Source organism: Methylobacterium sp. WL12 (assembly GCF_008039475.1).
In the GTDB taxonomy this organism is placed as follows: Bacteria; Pseudomonadota; Alphaproteobacteria; order Rhizobiales; family Beijerinckiaceae; genus Methylobacterium; species Methylobacterium cerastii.
Window position 1 is genome coordinate 96,661 of record NZ_VRUW01000007.1, and the last position, 14,521, is coordinate 111,181.

Sequence of the window (14,521 nt, forward strand, 5' to 3'; positions counted from 1 at the left end):
CGGAGCCGGTGGACGCGGCAGATGTCGTTCACGGGCCGGCGTTTCGCGGCCCGGCCGGCCTACTCGACGACCTTGGGAACGAGGAAGTAGTGGTCCTCGGTCTCCGGCGCGTTGGCGACCACGTCGAGCGCGCGACCGCCGTCGGTGACGACGTCCTTGCGCTTCTTCATCGCCATCGGCGTCACCGAGGTCATCGCCTCGACGCCGGTCACGTCGACCGCGCTCAGCTGCTCGACGAAGGCGAGGATGGCGTTCAGCTCGCCCTGCAGCGGCGCGACCTCGTCTTCGGCCACCGCGATGCGGGCCAGATGCGCGATGCGCCGGACTGTCTTCTCGTCGACCGACATGCTGCCTGTTCGTCTTGCGCGTTCGTCTCGGAAGGTCGGGCGCCGGCAGCGGCGATTGCCGGCCCTTCCACGGTCCAGGCGCTATAGCACCGGGCTTCGCGGCGCCGCAACGCGCAGGGGGTCAGGTGACGATGTGGTTCGGGATCCCCGTGGTCTCGATGAGGATGCCGCTTGGGCGGATGGGGCGGAACTCCGCGAGGGCGAAGCCCAGCACCAGCACCTCGAAGGCGATCAGCAGCATCAGCTTGTGCTTGCGCGGCATGGCACGCCGGGCGGGCGCCTTGACGGGAGCTTGGGGGACGAACGAACCGATGGCCTGCACGATTGCCTCCGCAACGGGGTTAACGAAACCTTAACCATCGTTATGAGGGAAGCGCTGCGTCGTGCGCCAGGGCAAGTTCGGGATGCGGTTAACGCCTGTGGATGGAGCGGGGACGCGATGTGGAACACGGTGTTCGAGCGGCTTCATCCGGGGGCGCGGTCGAGCGAGGCGGAGATCGCGCGGGCGGAGGCTGAACTCGGGTTCGCGCTGCCCGAATCGTATCGCAGCTTCTGCCGCGCGTGCGGCGCCGGGCTCGCGAACGGACACTTCCGGATCGCGACGCCCCTGCCCTACCCGGCGGCCGACCTGGTGACGCGGGCCGAGATCGTCGCCGACAGCATCAACGCGGCGATCCAGGCGCTTTCCGCCGCCGACACGCCGCACCGCTTCTCGATCGAGGACGGCGACCTGTCGCGGCTGGAGCGCGCCTGCTTCTTCGGCGAGGGCGACGACGGCAGCTTCCTGTTCTGGGACGTGTCGGGCGCGGGCGAGTACCCGATCTGGGTGATGGCCCCCGACCTCGAGACCGTCCGCTTCGGCGGCGACACCCTGGACGCGTTCTTCAAGCGGACGCAGGGGCTGACGATCCTCGACGTGCTCGGCGACGGCACACCGCCGCTCGCCTCGACCTTCGAGGGCATCGAGGCGGCGGTGCTGGCGCGGGCCGGCGCGCCGGCGCAGGACGGCGCGCCGGTGTGAGCCCTTGGCGGGATGGGACACGATGGACACGGACGCGCTACGCACCTTCGCCGAGGCCTCCCGCGGCGGACCCCGGCTGATCGGCATCGATCTCGGCACCAAGACCATCGGCCTCGCGTTGTCCGACCTCGGACGACAGATCGCCTCGCCGCTTGAGACGATCAAGCGCGTGAAGTTCACGCCCGACGTGGCGCGGCTGCGGTTCCTGTGCGAGCAGCACGCGGTCGGCGGCCTGGTGATCGGCCTGCCGCTCAACATGGACGGCAGCGAGGGCGTGCGGGTGCAGTCGACGCGCTCGTTCGTGCGCAATCTGAAACCGCTCCTCGACCTTCCGGTCCTGTTCTACGACGAGCGCCTCTCGACCGCCGTCGTCACCCGCGCGTTGATCGCGGCCGACACCTCTCGGGCCAAGCGCAGCCAACTCGTCGACAAGCTCGCCGCCGCCTACATCCTGCAGGGCTGCCTCGACCGGATGCGCGGGATGGTCGAATCGGAGGACGACGACCTGGATTGAAGGCGTCACCCGACGAGCGACACCATCCCGCTGCCGTGCCGCTCGATCCGCCCGTCGAGCTCGAGTTCGAGCAGCGTCGTCTGCACCACGCGCACCGACAGGCCGGTCGCGCGGGCGATCTCGTCGGTGCCGACCGGCGTCGGGCTCAGCGCGGCGACGATCGTCTCGCGGTCGCCCACCGGCTCTGCCGGCTCCGGCGCCTCGAACGACGGCGCCGGCATTGATGAGCCGCCGTCATCGAGGTCGATCTCGTCCCAGAAATCCGGCTGGTCGGCCAGATCCGGTCGCGGCAAGGCCGGCGCCTGGTCGGGGTCGCCGCCGCGCTCGATCAGCGGCGCGATCGCGGCGAGGACGTGATCGACCTCGGCGACGAGCGTCGCGCCCTGGCGGATGAGGTCGTTGGTCCCCTCCGCCCGCGGATCGAGCGGCGAGCCCGGTACCGCGAACACCTCGCGCCCCTGTTCGAGGGCGAAGCGCGCGGTGATCAGCGAGCCCGACCGGCGCGCCGCCTCGACCACCACGGTGCCGTAGGCGAGCCCCGAGATGATGCGGTTGCGCCGCGGGAAGTCGCGTCCGCGGGGCACCCAGCCCATCGGCATCTCGGCGACAACCGCGCCGCCGGCCTCCAGGATCGACTCGACGAGGCCGGCGTGGTCGGCCGGATAGATCTTGTCGTGCCCGCCGGCGAGCACCGCGACGGTGCCGGTCGCGGCCGAGGCCTTGTGGGCGCGGGCGTCGATGCCGCGGGCCAGGCCCGAGACCACGACGAGGCCCGCCTCGCCCAAGCCCCGCGCCAACCGTTCGGTGAAGGCCAAGCCCGAGGCCGAGGCGTTACGCGAGCCGACGATCGCCACAGCGGGCCGGGCCAGCGCTTCGGCGGACCCGCGGATCGCGACGAGCGGCGGCGCGGAATCGGCCGCCTGGAGGATCTTCGGGTAACCGGCCTCGCCCATCGCGACGATGCGGGCACCCAGGCGCGCGGCCGCCGCGATCTCGGCTTCGGCCGCGTCGCGCGTCGGCGGCTCGATCCGTCGTCCGCGCCGGGCGGTGAGGTTCGGCAGGGCCGCGAGCGCGGCCGCGGCGCCGCCGAAGCGGTTGATCAGCCCGCGAAAGGTGCGCGGGCCGACCCCTTCGGTGCGGATCAGGCGGAGCCAGTCGACCCGCTGTGCGTCGGTGAGCTGCACGGGCCCTCCCTCGGAATCAGTCTCAGCCCTTCTGACCGATCCGTCCCTCGGTGCCGTCGACGAGCCGGCGGATGTTGGGCGCGTGCTTCCACCATAGCAGCAGGCCGAGAACGAGGAAGAGCCCCGCGCGGCTCGGATCGTCCAACGCCCCCAGGATGATAGGGGTGGCGGCCGAGGCCGCGAGCGCCGCGAGCGACGAGTAGCGCAGGGTGAAGGCGAGGCCGAGCCAGATCGCGGCGAAGGCGAGCAGCGCCAGGGGGCTCAGCGCCAGCAGAACGCCGAGGAAGGTGGCGACACCCTTGCCGCCCTTGAATCCGAGCCAGACCGGGAAGAGATGCCCGAGGAAGGCGCCGAGCCCGGCCGCGAGCGCCGGCCACTCGCTGAACCCTTGGCCGATCCCTTGGCCGATCCGCTGCGCGATCAGCACCGCCGCGGTGCCCTTGAGCGCGTCGCCGAGCAGCGTCGCGGCCGCGAGCCCCTTGCGGCCGGTGCGAAGCACGTTGGTCGCGCCGATGTTGCCCGAGCCGATGGCCCGCACGTCGCCGAGGCCGGCCAGCCGCGTGAAGATCAGCCCGAAGGGAATCGAGCCCAGTGCGTAGCCGAGCGCCAGGCAGCCGAGGACGACCGGCCAGGCGATGTCCGACGGCGCGGTCATGCCGCCGCCGCGAGGTCGGGTGAGCGGTGGACGATCCGGCCGCCGACGAGCGTCAGCACCGCCGCGCCCTGCATCCTTGCCTCGTCGAAGGGCGAGTTCTTGGAGCGGGACTTCAATGTCCGCTTGTCGAGGACGTAGGGCACGTCGGGATCGATCAGCACGAGGTCGGCCGGGGTGCCGACGGCGAGACGCCCGGCCTCGCGGCCGAGGATCCGAGCCGGGTTCGCCGACAGGGCGGCGAGCAGGCGCGCGAGGGAGACGTCCCCCGCGCGCACGAGGCGAAGCGAGGCGCCGAGCAGGGTCTCGATCCCGAGCGCGCCGTCGGCGGCCTCGGCGAAGGGCAACCGCTTGGTCTCCACGTCCTGCGGGTTGTGGTCGGAGACGACCACGTCGATCACCCCCTCGTTCAGCGCCGCCGCCAGCGCCTGCCGGTCGGCCTCGCCGCGCAGGGGCGGCGAGAGCTTGCAGAAGGTGCGGTAGTGGCCGATGTCGCCCTCGTTCAGGACGAGGTTGTTGACCGAGGCGCCGCAGGTCACCGGCAGCCCGTCCGCCTTGGCCCGACGCACGATCTCGACTGAGTCGGCGCACGAGATCATCGCCGCGTGGTAGCGCGCGCCGGTGAGGCGGACGAGGCGGAGGTCGCGCTCCAGCATCATCGTCTCGGCCTCGCGCGGGATGCCCATCAGCCCGAGGCGGGAGGCCAGCTCGCCCTCGTTCATCACCCCCTCGCCGACGAGATCGGGCTCCTCGACGTGCTGCATCAGCAGGGCGCCGAAGTCGCGGGCGTAGGTCATCGCCCGGCGCATCACCTGAGCGTGCGTGACGGCTCTCAGCCCGTCGGTGAAGGCGACCGCGCCGGCTTCCTGGAGCAGGCCGAACTCGGTCATCTCCTGTCCCGCGAGTCCCTTGGTGATGGCTGCCGCCGGCAGGACGTTGACGCAGGCGGTGTCGCGTGCGCGCCGCAGCACGAAGTCGACGATCGCCGGCCCGTCGATCACCGGGTTGGTGTCCGGCATGCAGACCAGCGTCGTGACGCCTCCCGCCGCCGCCGCCGCGCTCGCGCTCGCCAGGGTCTCGCGGTGCTCGGCGCCGGGTTCCCCGACGAAGGCGCGCATGTCGATCAGGCCCGGCGCCAGCACGTGCCCGCCGCAATCGATCGCCTTCGCGCCCTCCGGGGTGCCGGGCGCGGCGCCCCAGGCGACGTCGGCGATGCGGCCGTCGCGGATCAGGACATGGCCCGGCCCTTCGCGGCCGGAGGCCGGGTCGAGGAGGGTGGCGTTGGCGAGGAGCAGCATCTGGGGGGGATCAAACCGCGATCTGATTGAGGACCATCTCGCGAACGAGATCACGCCGGGAAAGGCCGCGGCGCTCGGCAGCCGAATCGATCGCTCTGATCGCCGTCTCGTCGAGTCCGAGCTCGTCGAAGGGGGGACGGATGACGACGGCGGCGTGGCCGGCGGCAAGTGCCTGCGAGACGTCCACGTCCTGACGGAGGACCTCGATGGTCCGCGCAGGCGGCAAAGTCCGTCCGTCCTCCTCGATCAGCGCCATCCACTGCACAAGCGCCTCGGCCGCCTGGATCACGGTCGCGTCGGCCGTCTCGGCGGCGGCGATGCAGCCGGGCAGGTCGGGGAACCATACGCCCCAGAGGCTGGTCGGGTCCTTCTCGAGAATGCCGACATACGCCGTCACGATTCCTGCCTCCCCTTCGTCCAGCCGGCCGCCCGGGCGATGCTTCGCGCGGTCCCGGCCGGAAGGTCGCCGCGGCCGCGCGGCACCGCGACGGTCCCCGCCCGCTCGGGATGCGCGTAGATGTCGTGCGGTCCCTTGAACGGTCGCGTCATCCAACCCTCCCGTTCCAGGCGCCGCCGAATGGCCTGGATATCAAGGTCGAAGTCGCGCGGAGGCATGTCAAGCGTTCGGCAGGTGCGAGGCCAGCGCTTCCATCACCGCCATCCGCACGGCGACGCCCATCTCGACCTGCTCGCGGATCAGCGATTGCGCGCCGTCGGCGATGTCCGAGGCGATCTCGACGCCGCGGTTCATCGGGCCGGGATGCATCACCAGGGCGTCGGGGGCGGCGAGCGCGAGCTTGTCGGCGTCGAGGCCATAATAGCGGAAGTACTCCTTCACCGACGGCACGAAGGAGCCGTTCATGCGCTCGCGCTGCAGGCGCAGCATCATCACGATGTCGCAGCCGTCGAGGCCCTTACGCATGTCGGTGAACACCTCGACGCCGAAGCGCTCGATGCCGGCGGGCAGGAGCGAGGACGGCGCGATCACGCGGACGCGCGCGCCCATCGCCTGAAGCAGGATCAGGTTCGAGCGGGCGACGCGGCTGTGCAGCACGTCGCCGCAGATCGCGACGCGAAGCCCCTCGATCCGCCCCTTGTTGCGCCGGATGGTCAGCGCGTCGAGCAGCGCCTGGGTCGGGTGCTCGTGGGCGCCGTCGCCGGCGTTCACGACCGAGCAGTCCACCTTGCGGGCGAGCAGGTGCACGGCGCCGGCCGAATGGTGGCGCACCACGATGATGTCGGGGCGCATCGCGTTCAGGGTCGCCGCAGTGTCGATCAGCGTCTCGCCCTTCTTCACCGAGGAAGACGCCACCGACATGTTCATCACGTCGGCGCCGAGGCGCTTGCCGGCGAGCTCGAACGAGGATTGCGTCCGCGTCGAGGGCTCGAAGAACAGATTGATCTGGGTGCGGCCCCGCAGCGTCGAGAGCTTCTTCTCGACCTGGCGGGAGATCGCCACCGCGGCATCCGCCCGGTCGAGCAACCCCTCGATGTCGGGGCGCGACAGGCCCTCTATCCCGAGGAGATGCCGGTGGGGATAGTTCGGGTGCGTCGGCTGGCTCATCGCCTCGCGTGATAGGTCGCGGCCGATGCGACGGCAAGCGTGCGCCGCGATCCGGAGGCTGGCAACTTTCCGCGGCGGTTGTACGTAACCGGCTGGGACCACGCGGCGAATGGGTCGCGATTCCTCCAATCCTTTTCCTGCAATCAGGCGAACTCCCCTTGGCAGCTTCCACGGCGATTCCCTCCGGCGCCGCGTCGCCCCGCCGCGAGACGATCTACCGGCATCCGCTGGTGATCCGCCTCGCGCACTGGCTCAACGCCGCCTCCCTGCTGATCCTGCTGATGAGCGGGCTGCAAATCTTCAATGCGCACCCGGCCCTGTACTGGGGCGCGAAGTCGACCTTCGACACCCCGGCGCTCGCGATCACCAGCGACACCGACGCCAAGGGCAACGCCCGTGGCGTCGTCACGGTCGGCGGCTACACCTTCGACACCACCGGCGTGCTCGGCCTCTCCAAGGACCAGGGCCAGATGGCCGACCGGGCGTTCCCGTCGTGGAGCACGATCCCCTCGGGGCAGGACCTCGCCACCGCCCGGCGCTGGCACTTCCTGTTCGCCTGGGCGCTTGTGATCAACGGCGCGATCTACCTGTTCTACGGGCTGGTGTCGGGGCAGCTGCGCCGCCGGGTGATCCCGGACGGCGACCAGGTGCGCGACATCGGGGGCTCGGTGCGCGAGCACCTCACCCTGCACTTCCCCAAGGGCGAGGAGGCCAAGCGCTACAACGTGCTGCAGAAGCTGACCTACCTCGCCGTCATCGCGGGCCTGCTGCCGGCGATGGTGCTGGCCGGCCTTGCGATGTCGCCCGGCATGGACGCCGCCTGGCCCTGGCTCGTCGACGCGTTCGGCGGCCGGCAATCGGCCCGCACGGTCCACTTCATCGTGGCCAACCTCCTGGTGCTGTTCGTGATCGTGCACGTGGTGCTGGTGCTCGTCTCAGGGTTTTGGAACAACATGCGCGGCATGGTCACCGGCTGGTTCGCGATCGAGCAGGATGGAGCGACCCGCCGATGAGCACCCTCGACCGCCGCCGCTTCCTCACCACCGTCGCCGCGCTCGGTGGCACCGCGATGCTCGCCGGCTGCGACCGCTTCGCCGGCTCCGCCTACGGCCCGCGGACCCTGAAGGCAGGCGAGGACGCCAACCTGTTCGTACAGCGCCTGCTGCTCTCGAACGCCTCGCTCGCCAGGGAATTCCCCGAGTCCGAGATTTCGGCCGTGTTTAAGCCGAACGGGACGATCGACCCGCCGGACAAGGCCTACAAGGCGCTGGCGGCCTCGAATTTCTCCACCTTCAAGCTCGAGGTCGGCGGCCTGGTCGAGCGCCCGCAGAGCTTCAGCCTTGCGGAGCTGCGCGGGTTGCCCTCGCGGACGCAGACCACGCGACACGATTGCGTCGAGGGCTGGAGCTGCATCGGCAAGTGGGCCGGCGTGCCCCTGTCCGAGGTGCTGAACCGCGCCGGGTTGAAGCCGCAGGCGCGCTACGTCGTGTTCCACTGCGCCGACACGCTGGAATATGCCGGCGGCGGGTTGGAGGGCGGCAAGGACGGCACCAAGGACGGGGCCTTCATACAACCAGAGAACCCGAGCGCGGTGCGCCACGTCCAGGTCGCTGCGGCGGGCAACGATGCCGACGCCTGGGGCGGCGCGCCGCCCGAGGAGCCGGAGGAGACGCGCACGCCGATCCGCTACTACGAGAGCATCGACCTCACCGACGCCTTCCATCCGCAGACGATCCTCGCCTACGACCTCAACGGGAAGCCGCTCCCGGTCTCGAACGGCGCCCCTCTGCGCCTGCGCCTGGAGCGCCAGCTCGGCTACAAGCAGGCCAAGTACGTGATGCGGATCGAGGTGGTCGATTCCCTCGCCAAGATCGGCGACGGACAGGGCGGCTATTGGGAAGACCGCGGCTACGAGTGGTACGCGGGGATCTGAGGCTCGCGCTTCCGAATCCTGGCGATTTGCCGCGCTCGACCAGGTGTTTGGTCGAGCGCGGGTCCCTCTCCCCATGGGAGAGGGACCCGCCGTAGCGTTTCCGGCGTCCTCACCCTCCGTCGGCGCGCCGCTGCGGCGAGACTGTACCGGCGCGTTCGCGCCACGCCTCGGACAGCCCCCATTTGACAACCCGCGGGGCATGAACCACTTCATGCCCGGCGCAGGTCCGGCCCGGCCGCGGCGCGAAACCCCACAATTGGTGCGTTCCTGCCGCTGCTCGGGCTTTGACGAGAGGCTGTTTCGTCCATGAAAGTCGTCGTCGTCGAGTCGCCGGCCAAAGCCAAGACCATCAACAAGTATCTTGGCCGGGACTATGAAGTCATCGCCTCGTTCGGGCACATCCGGGACCTTCCTGCCAAGGACGGCTCGGTCGACCCGGAGGCCGACTTCAACATGATCTGGGAGCTCGACGCCCGCGGATCGAAGCAGGTGTCCGAGATCGCCCGCGCCGTGAAGGGCGCCGACAAGCTGATCCTGGCGACCGACCCGGATCGCGAGGGCGAGGCGATCTCCTGGCACGTGCTGGAGGCGCTGAATGCCCGCAAGGTGCTGAAGGGCATCCCCGTCGAGCGCGTCACCTTCAACGCGATCACCAAGGCGTCGGTCGAGACGGCGATGCGCCAGCCACGCCAGATCGACCAGGCGCTGGTCGACGCCTACCTCGCCCGCCGGGCGCTCGACTACCTCGTCGGCTTCAACCTCTCGCCGGTGCTGTGGCGCAAGCTCCCCGGCGCCCGCTCGGCCGGCCGCGTGCAGTCGGTGGCGCTGCGGCTCGTCTGCGAGCGCGAGGTCGAGATCGAGCGCTTCAAGCCGCGCGAGTACTGGTCGCTGGTGGCGACGCTCTCGACCGCCGACGGCGGCGTGTTCGAGGCCCGGCTCGTCGGCGCCGACGGCAAGCGCATCCAGCGCCTCGACGTCGGCAACGGCGAGGGCGCGGCCGCGTTCAAGCGCGACCTCGAGCTCGCGACCTTCCAGGTGGCGAGCGTGGAGGCCAAGCCCGCCAAGCGCCACCCGCAGCCGCCTTTCACCACGTCGACCCTGCAGCAGGAAGCATCGCGAAAACTCGGGATGGCGCCGGCGCAGACCATGCGCGTCGCGCAGAAGCTCTACGAGGGCGTCGACATCGGCGGCGAGACCGTGGGCCTCATCACCTACATGCGGACCGACGGCGTCGACATGGCGCCCGAGGCCATCGCCGACGCGCGCCGCGTGATCGGTCGCGAGTTCGGCGACACGTACGTGCCGGGCGTGCCACGCAAGTACAGCGTCAAGGCCAAGAACGCGCAGGAGGCCCACGAGGCCGTGCGCCCGACCGAGATGGGCCGGCTCCCGAAGCAGGTCGCGCGCATGCTCGATCCCGAGCAGGCCAAGCTCTACGACCTGATCTGGACGCGCACCGTCGCGAGCCAGATGGAGTCGGCCGAACTGGAGCGCACGACCGTGGACGTGACGGCCAGCGTCGGCCCGCGCAAGATCGACCTGCGCGCCACCGGCCAGGTCGTGAAGTTCGACGGCTTCCTCACCCTCTACCAAGAGGGCAAGGACGACGAGGAGGACGAGGACGGCAAGCGCCTGCCGCCGATGAAGGCCGGCGAGGCGCTGAAGCGCGAGCGCATCGCCTCGACCCAGCACTTCACCGAGCCGCCGCCGCGCTTCTCCGAGGCGAGCCTGGTCAAGCGGATGGAAGAACTCGGCATCGGCCGGCCCTCGACCTACGCCGCCGTGCTTCAGACCCTGCGCGACCGCGAATACGTGAAGATCGAGAAGAAGCGCCTTCAGCCCGAGGACAAGGGCCGGCTGGTGACCGGCTTCTTGGAGAGCTTCTTCAAGCGCTACGTCGAGTACGACTTCACAGCCGACCTCGAAGGCCAGCTCGACCGGGTGTCGAACGCCGAGATCGACTGGCGCGACGTGCTGCGCGACTTCTGGCGCGACTTCTCGGCCGCCGTCGGCGGCACCAAGGAGCTGCGCGTCACCGAGGTGCTGGAAGCGCTGAACACGCTGCTCGGCGACCACATCTTTCCGCAGAAGGCGGACGGCTCGAACCCGCGCACGTGCCCGACCTGCGGCTCGGGCCAGCTCTCGCTGAAGCTCGGCAAGTTCGGCTCCTTCGTCGGCTGCTCGAACTATCCCGAGTGCAAGTTCACCCGCCAGCTCTCGGCCGCGGGCGTCGACGGCGAGGGCGACGGGTCTTCGCCGGACGGCAGCCCGCCCGGGACGCGGCTGCTCGGCAACGACCCGGTCTCGGGCCTGCCGGTCACGATCCGCGACGGCCGCTTCGGTCCGTTCGTCCAGCTCGGCGAGGCCTCCACCGAGAAGGATGCGGTCAAGCCCAAGCGCTCGTCGCTGCCGAAGGGCGTGACGCCCTCGATGGTCGACTTGGAGAAGGCGCTGCGTCTGCTGTCGCTGCCGCGCGAGGTCGCCAAGCACCCGGAGACCGGCGAGCCGATCCTGGCCAACCTCGGCCGGTTCGGGCCCTACGTGCAGCACGGCAAGACCTACGCGAACCTCGGCAAGGACGACGACGTGCTCGAGGTCGGCGCCAACCGGGCGATCGACCTGATCGTCGCCAAGGAACAGGGCGGCGGGCGCGGTCGCCCCTCCTCCGATCCCGGCCGTCCGATCGGCAAGGACGAGGCGACGGGGCGCGAGCTCGTGGTGAAGGCCGGCAAATACGGCGCCTACGTCACCGACGGCGAGGTCAACGCGACCCTGCCGAAGTCGACGGCCGCCGATGCGCTGACGCTCGCAGAGGGCATCGACCTGGTCAACGCCAAGCGCGCGGCCGGCGGCGGCAAGCCGAGCCGGGGCCGCAAGGCCGCGCCGGCCCGTGGCGCCAAGACGGCGGCGCGGAAGCCCGCGAAGGCCACCAAGGATGTGGACGCACCTGCCAAATCCGCTGCCAAGCCGGCTGCGAAGAAGCGCGCGGCCCCGAAGGCCGCGGCGGCCAAGACGTCCGCATCCAAGACGCCCGCTACGAAGCCGGCTGCGACGAAGAAGGCGAGCGGCTAGACCGTTCGCCGCCGGCTCGGTGATCCGGTCCAATCACGAAGCATCGTCTTCATGCGAGCCGGTGACCGCTTCGCGTGGTGACCGCTTCGCGTGAAGACGCTCGGACGTCTCAGATCAGATAGCTGATCGTCGCCGCAAGCGCCGTCGCGAAGGTCGCCAGGGCGATGGTGGTCGGGCCGACGAGCGTGAGGCGGGACGCGGACGCACCCTCCTGCTCGCAGCCGAAGGCCTGTCCGGCGGCGCGCTCCAGGCGAGCGAGGGTGAGGGTCCGGGCCTCGATCGAAGCGGTCGTCATCGGTGGCGTTCCCTGCCCTAAGCGCGGCGGAGCTTTTGCGGTATAATGCAGGATGCCCTCCCCAGTTCCGCGCGAAACTGCAACGTGAGGCGATCTTAACCAGAGCTGCGCATCACTCCGATGACGGTTGCATCGCAGCGTTTGGTGGCCGCGCGCCGCACATGCGAAGCTGCGCCAAGGAATCGCGGGCGGATCGCCTTTGATGTTTCCGTTTTGTTCCGATATCGTGAGCGGATGAAAGCCCATGCGAGACGTGACCCTAAACTTGGAGCCCGTCGCGTGAGCGACCCCGCTCGCGACCTGTTCGGACCGGGCGCCAAAGGCGCGGCCAAGGGCGCCGCCGACCTTCCGCCCGCATCCGACCGCCGGCGCAAGCCCGCGGCGCCGATGGCGGCGCTCGACCCGCTCGTCGGTTCTGAGGCCGGCTACACCGCGTCCGACATCGAGGTGCTGGAGGGGTTGGAGCCGGTGCGGCGCCGACCCGGCATGTATATCGGCGGCACCGACGAGCGGGCGCTGCACCACCTCTTCTCTGAGGTGATCGACAACTCGATGGACGAGGCGGTAGCGGGCCATGCCAGCTTCATCGAGGTCGAGCTCGAGGCGTCGGGCGCGCTCGTGGTCACCGACAACGGCCGCGGCATCCCGGTCGACCCGCACCCGAAGTTTCCGGGCAAGTCCGCGCTCGAAGTCATCATGACGACGCTGCATGCGGGCGGGAAGTTCGACTCCAAGGTCTACGAGACCAGCGGCGGTCTGCACGGCGTCGGCATCTCCGTCGTCAACGCGCTGTCCGACGTGCTGGAGGTCGAGGTCGCGCGCAACCAGACCCTCTACCGCCAGAGTTTTTCGCGCGGGCATGCCCAGGGTGGGCTTGAGACGGTCGGGCGGGTGCAGAACCGCCGTGGCACGCGCATCCGCTTCCATCCCGACGCGCAGATCTTCGGCTCGCTGGCATTCGACCCGCGCCGCCTGTTCAAGATGGCGCGCTCGAAAGCCTACCTGTTCGGAGGCGTCGAGATCCGCTGGCGCTGCGCGCCGTCCCTGATCGAGGGCACCGACGTGCCGGCCGAGGCGGTGCACCGCTTCCCCGGCGGCCTGCGCGACTACCTCGCCCGCGACATCGAGGGCAAGGAGCTCGTCACCGACGCGATCTTCTCCGGCAAGATCACCAAACCCGGCTCGCACGGCTCCCTCGAATGGGCCGTCGCCTGGATGGTGCACGACGACGGCGTCTCGGCTTCCTACTGCAACACCATTCCGACGCCGGAGGGCGGCACCCACGAATCGGGCCTGCGCGTCGCGCTTTTGCGGGCCTTGCGCGAGCATGCCGAGCGGGTGAACCAGGCCAAGCGCATGACGGCCGTCACCACCGACGACGTGATGGCCACCTGCGCCTCGATGCTGTCGGTGTTCATCCGCGAGCCCGAGTTCCAGGGCCAGACCAAGGACAAGCTCGCCACCGTCGAAGCGTCGCGCATCGTCGAGACGGCGATCCGCGACGCCTTCGACCATTGGCTCGCCGCCTCGCCGGCCCAGGCCAACAAGGTGCTCGACTGGGTGATCGACCGGGCCGAGGAGCGCTTGCGCCGGCGCCAGGAGAAGGAGGTCGCGCGCAAGACCGCGACGCGCAAGCTGCGGCTCCCCGGCAAGCTCGCCGACTGCTCGGCCGCCGGGACTGCGGGCTCCGAAATCTTCATCGTCGAGGGCGACTCGGCCGGCGGCTCGGCCAAGCAGGCGCGCGACCGGGCCACGCAGGCGATCCTCCCGCTGCGCGGCAAGATCCTGAACGTCGCCTCGGCGAGCCGCGACAAGCTCGGCGCCAACCAGCTGATCGGCGACCTGACACTGGCGTTGGGGTGCGGCACGGGCGGACAGTACCGTGGGGAGGACCTGCGCTACGACAAGGTGATCATCATGACGGACGCCGACGTCGACGGCGCCCACATCGCTTCGCTGCTGATCACCTTCTTCTACCGGCAGATGCCCAAGCTGATCGACAAGGGACACCTCTACCTCGCGATGCCGCCGCTCTACCGGCTGCAGCAGGGCACCAAGATGGCCTATGCCCGCGACGACGCCCACAAGGAGCAGCTGATCAAGTCGGTGTTCAAGGGCGGCAAGGTCGAGATCAGCCGGTTCAAGGGGCTGGGCGAGATGATGCCGGCGCAGCTGAAGGAAACCACGATGGACCCGAAGAAGCGCATCCTGCTGCGCGTCGCGGTTCTCGACGAAGCCCGCGAATCGACGGGCGACGCGGTCGAGCGCCTGATGGGCAACAAGCCCGAGGCGCGCTTCGCCTTCATCTCCGAGCGCGCCGTCTTCGCCGAGAAGACCGACCTCGACATCTGAGGCGACCCCATTGGCGGTGCGACCCGAAGCCCGGCCCTACGGCCGGGCTTTTTCGTGCGTAGCTCCGTGCGGGTAACGGGTCTGCAAAACGCGAGAAGCCCGGCCTTTCGGCCGGGCTTCTGCGTGTCGGGCCGAGGATCGGGTTCGGCTGCGGCCCGGGGTGCGGGCCGCGTCCGGTCCCGAAGGTCCTAGTACGAGCCGAACTTGTAGTTCAGGCCGGCGCGCACGACAGCGAACTCGGTGCTGTTGTTGCGGTTCAGGCCGCTCTGCACGACGGTCACGCCCGGCG

Annotated in this window: 15 protein-coding genes and 1 pseudogene; 6 read left to right on the forward strand and 10 right to left on the reverse strand. The window is 70.1% G+C overall.

Features of this window, described 5'->3' with window-relative positions; translation table 11 throughout:
• Positions 1-59: 59 nt before the first annotated feature.
• A complete protein-coding gene (gene gatC / locus FV226_RS05010; RefSeq protein WP_147762021.1) occupies positions 60-347 on the reverse strand; it encodes an Asp-tRNA(Asn)/Glu-tRNA(Gln) amidotransferase subunit GatC in 288 nt (95 codons plus the stop codon).
• Between the two features lie 121 nt (positions 348-468).
• Positions 469-669: a hypothetical protein gene (locus FV226_RS05015; RefSeq protein WP_147751188.1), complete on the reverse strand. Its 201-nt coding sequence runs from the start codon at positions 667-669 to the stop codon at positions 469-471.
• Positions 670-786: 117 nt separating this feature from the next.
• On the opposite strand from FV226_RS05015, the gene FV226_RS05020 reads away from it, so the two are divergent.
• Complete coding sequence (locus FV226_RS05020; protein WP_147762022.1) at positions 787-1,368, forward strand: SMI1/KNR4 family protein; 582 nt, start codon at positions 787-789, stop codon at positions 1,366-1,368.
• Between the two features lie 22 nt (positions 1,369-1,390).
• Positions 1,391-1,882 (forward strand): Holliday junction resolvase RuvX, encoded by a 492-nt coding sequence (gene ruvX, locus FV226_RS05025; protein WP_147762023.1) that lies wholly within the window; start codon positions 1,391-1,393, stop codon positions 1,880-1,882.
• 5 nt (positions 1,883-1,887) lie between these two features.
• On the opposite strand, the gene dprA is transcribed toward ruvX, so the two are convergent.
• The 6 genes from dprA to FV226_RS05055 are packed head-to-tail and all read right to left on the reverse strand — an operon-like array spanning position 1,888 to position 6,580.
• Positions 1,888-3,066, reverse strand: coding sequence for a DNA-processing protein DprA (gene dprA, locus FV226_RS05030; RefSeq protein WP_147762024.1), 1,179 nt, complete (start codon positions 3,064-3,066; stop codon positions 1,888-1,890).
• 22 nt (positions 3,067-3,088) lie between these two features.
• Positions 3,089-3,721: a glycerol-3-phosphate 1-O-acyltransferase PlsY gene (plsY, locus tag FV226_RS05035; RefSeq protein ID WP_147762025.1), complete on the reverse strand. Its 633-nt coding sequence runs from the start codon at positions 3,719-3,721 to the stop codon at positions 3,089-3,091.
• Positions 3,718-5,016: a dihydroorotase gene (locus tag FV226_RS05040; protein ID WP_147762026.1), complete on the reverse strand. Its 1,299-nt coding sequence runs from the start codon at positions 5,014-5,016 to the stop codon at positions 3,718-3,720. The genes plsY and FV226_RS05040 overlap by 4 nt, the downstream gene beginning before the upstream one ends.
• A gap of 10 nt (positions 5,017-5,026) precedes the next feature.
• Complete coding sequence (locus FV226_RS05045; protein WP_187273701.1) at positions 5,027-5,413, reverse strand: type II toxin-antitoxin system HicB family antitoxin; 387 nt, start codon at positions 5,411-5,413, stop codon at positions 5,027-5,029.
• Entirely contained in the window at positions 5,410-5,631 is a 222-nt protein-coding gene (locus FV226_RS05050; protein ID WP_147751181.1) for a type II toxin-antitoxin system HicA family toxin, read from the reverse strand. Before FV226_RS05050 ends, FV226_RS05045 begins: the two co-directional genes overlap by 4 nt.
• Before the next feature lies 1 nt (position 5,632).
• On the reverse strand, positions 5,633-6,580 hold the full coding sequence (locus tag FV226_RS05055; protein ID WP_147751180.1) for an aspartate carbamoyltransferase catalytic subunit: 948 nt from the start codon (positions 6,578-6,580) through the stop codon (positions 5,633-5,635).
• 158 nt (positions 6,581-6,738) lie between these two features.
• Here FV226_RS05055 and FV226_RS05060 point away from each other — a divergent pair, with 158 nt between their 5' ends.
• The 3 genes from FV226_RS05060 to topA all read left to right on the forward strand — a co-directional run bounded on the left by FV226_RS05060 (position 6,739) and on the right by topA (position 11,585).
• Positions 6,739-7,593, forward strand: coding sequence for a cytochrome b/b6 domain-containing protein (locus FV226_RS05060; RefSeq protein WP_246685370.1), 855 nt, complete (start codon positions 6,739-6,741; stop codon positions 7,591-7,593).
• Positions 7,590-8,513: a molybdopterin-binding protein gene (locus FV226_RS05065; RefSeq protein WP_147762028.1), complete on the forward strand. Its 924-nt coding sequence runs from the start codon at positions 7,590-7,592 to the stop codon at positions 8,511-8,513. The genes FV226_RS05060 and FV226_RS05065 overlap by 4 nt, the downstream gene beginning before the upstream one ends.
• 306 nt (positions 8,514-8,819) lie before the next feature.
• Positions 8,820-11,585: a type I DNA topoisomerase gene (gene topA, locus FV226_RS05070; protein ID WP_147762029.1), complete on the forward strand. Its 2,766-nt coding sequence runs from the start codon at positions 8,820-8,822 to the stop codon at positions 11,583-11,585.
• A gap of 109 nt (positions 11,586-11,694) precedes the next feature.
• Here topA and FV226_RS05075 read toward each other — a convergent pair whose 3' ends face one another.
• Positions 11,695-11,880: a hypothetical protein gene (locus tag FV226_RS05075; RefSeq protein WP_147751177.1), complete on the reverse strand. Its 186-nt coding sequence runs from the start codon at positions 11,878-11,880 to the stop codon at positions 11,695-11,697.
• Between the two features lie 279 nt (positions 11,881-12,159).
• Here FV226_RS05075 and parE point away from each other — a divergent pair, with 279 nt between their 5' ends.
• Positions 12,160-14,232, forward strand: a complete 2,073-nt coding sequence (parE, locus tag FV226_RS05080; protein ID WP_147762030.1) for a DNA topoisomerase IV subunit B — start codon at positions 12,160-12,162, stop codon at positions 14,230-14,232.
• Positions 14,233-14,420: 188 nt separating this feature from the next.
• On the opposite strand, the pseudogene FV226_RS28470 reads toward parE, so the two are convergent.
• Positions 14,421-14,521 (reverse strand): annotated as a pseudogene (locus FV226_RS28470) (porin family protein); the annotation flags it as partial.

What these genes read in the sequence shown, in the direction of transcription:
- gatC (WP_147762021.1), bottom strand. Translation starts at nt 347, where the DNA reads ATGTCGGTCGACGAGAAGACAGTCCGGCGCATCGCGCATCTGGCCCGC.
- FV226_RS05020 (WP_147762022.1), top strand. Translation starts at nt 787, where the DNA reads ATGTGGAACACGGTGTTCGAGCGGCTTCATCCGGGGGCGCGGTCGAGC.
- ruvX (WP_147762023.1), top strand. Translation starts at nt 1,391, where the DNA reads ATGGACACGGACGCGCTACGCACCTTCGCCGAGGCCTCCCGCGGCGGA.
- plsY (WP_147762025.1), bottom strand. Translation starts at nt 3,721, where the DNA reads ATGACCGCGCCGTCGGACATCGCCTGGCCGGTCGTCCTCGGCTGCCTG.
- FV226_RS05040 (WP_147762026.1), bottom strand. Translation starts at nt 5,016, where the DNA reads ATGCTGCTCCTCGCCAACGCCACCCTCCTCGACCCGGCCTCCGGCCGC.
- FV226_RS05050 (WP_147751181.1), bottom strand. Translation starts at nt 5,631, where the DNA reads ATGCCTCCGCGCGACTTCGACCTTGATATCCAGGCCATTCGGCGGCGC.
- FV226_RS05055 (WP_147751180.1), bottom strand. Translation starts at nt 6,580, where the DNA reads ATGAGCCAGCCGACGCACCCGAACTATCCCCACCGGCATCTCCTCGGG.
- FV226_RS05065 (WP_147762028.1), top strand. Translation starts at nt 7,590, where the DNA reads ATGAGCACCCTCGACCGCCGCCGCTTCCTCACCACCGTCGCCGCGCTC.
- topA (WP_147762029.1), top strand. Translation starts at nt 8,820, where the DNA reads ATGAAAGTCGTCGTCGTCGAGTCGCCGGCCAAAGCCAAGACCATCAAC.
- FV226_RS05075 (WP_147751177.1), bottom strand. Translation starts at nt 11,880, where the DNA reads ATGACGACCGCTTCGATCGAGGCCCGGACCCTCACCCTCGCTCGCCTG.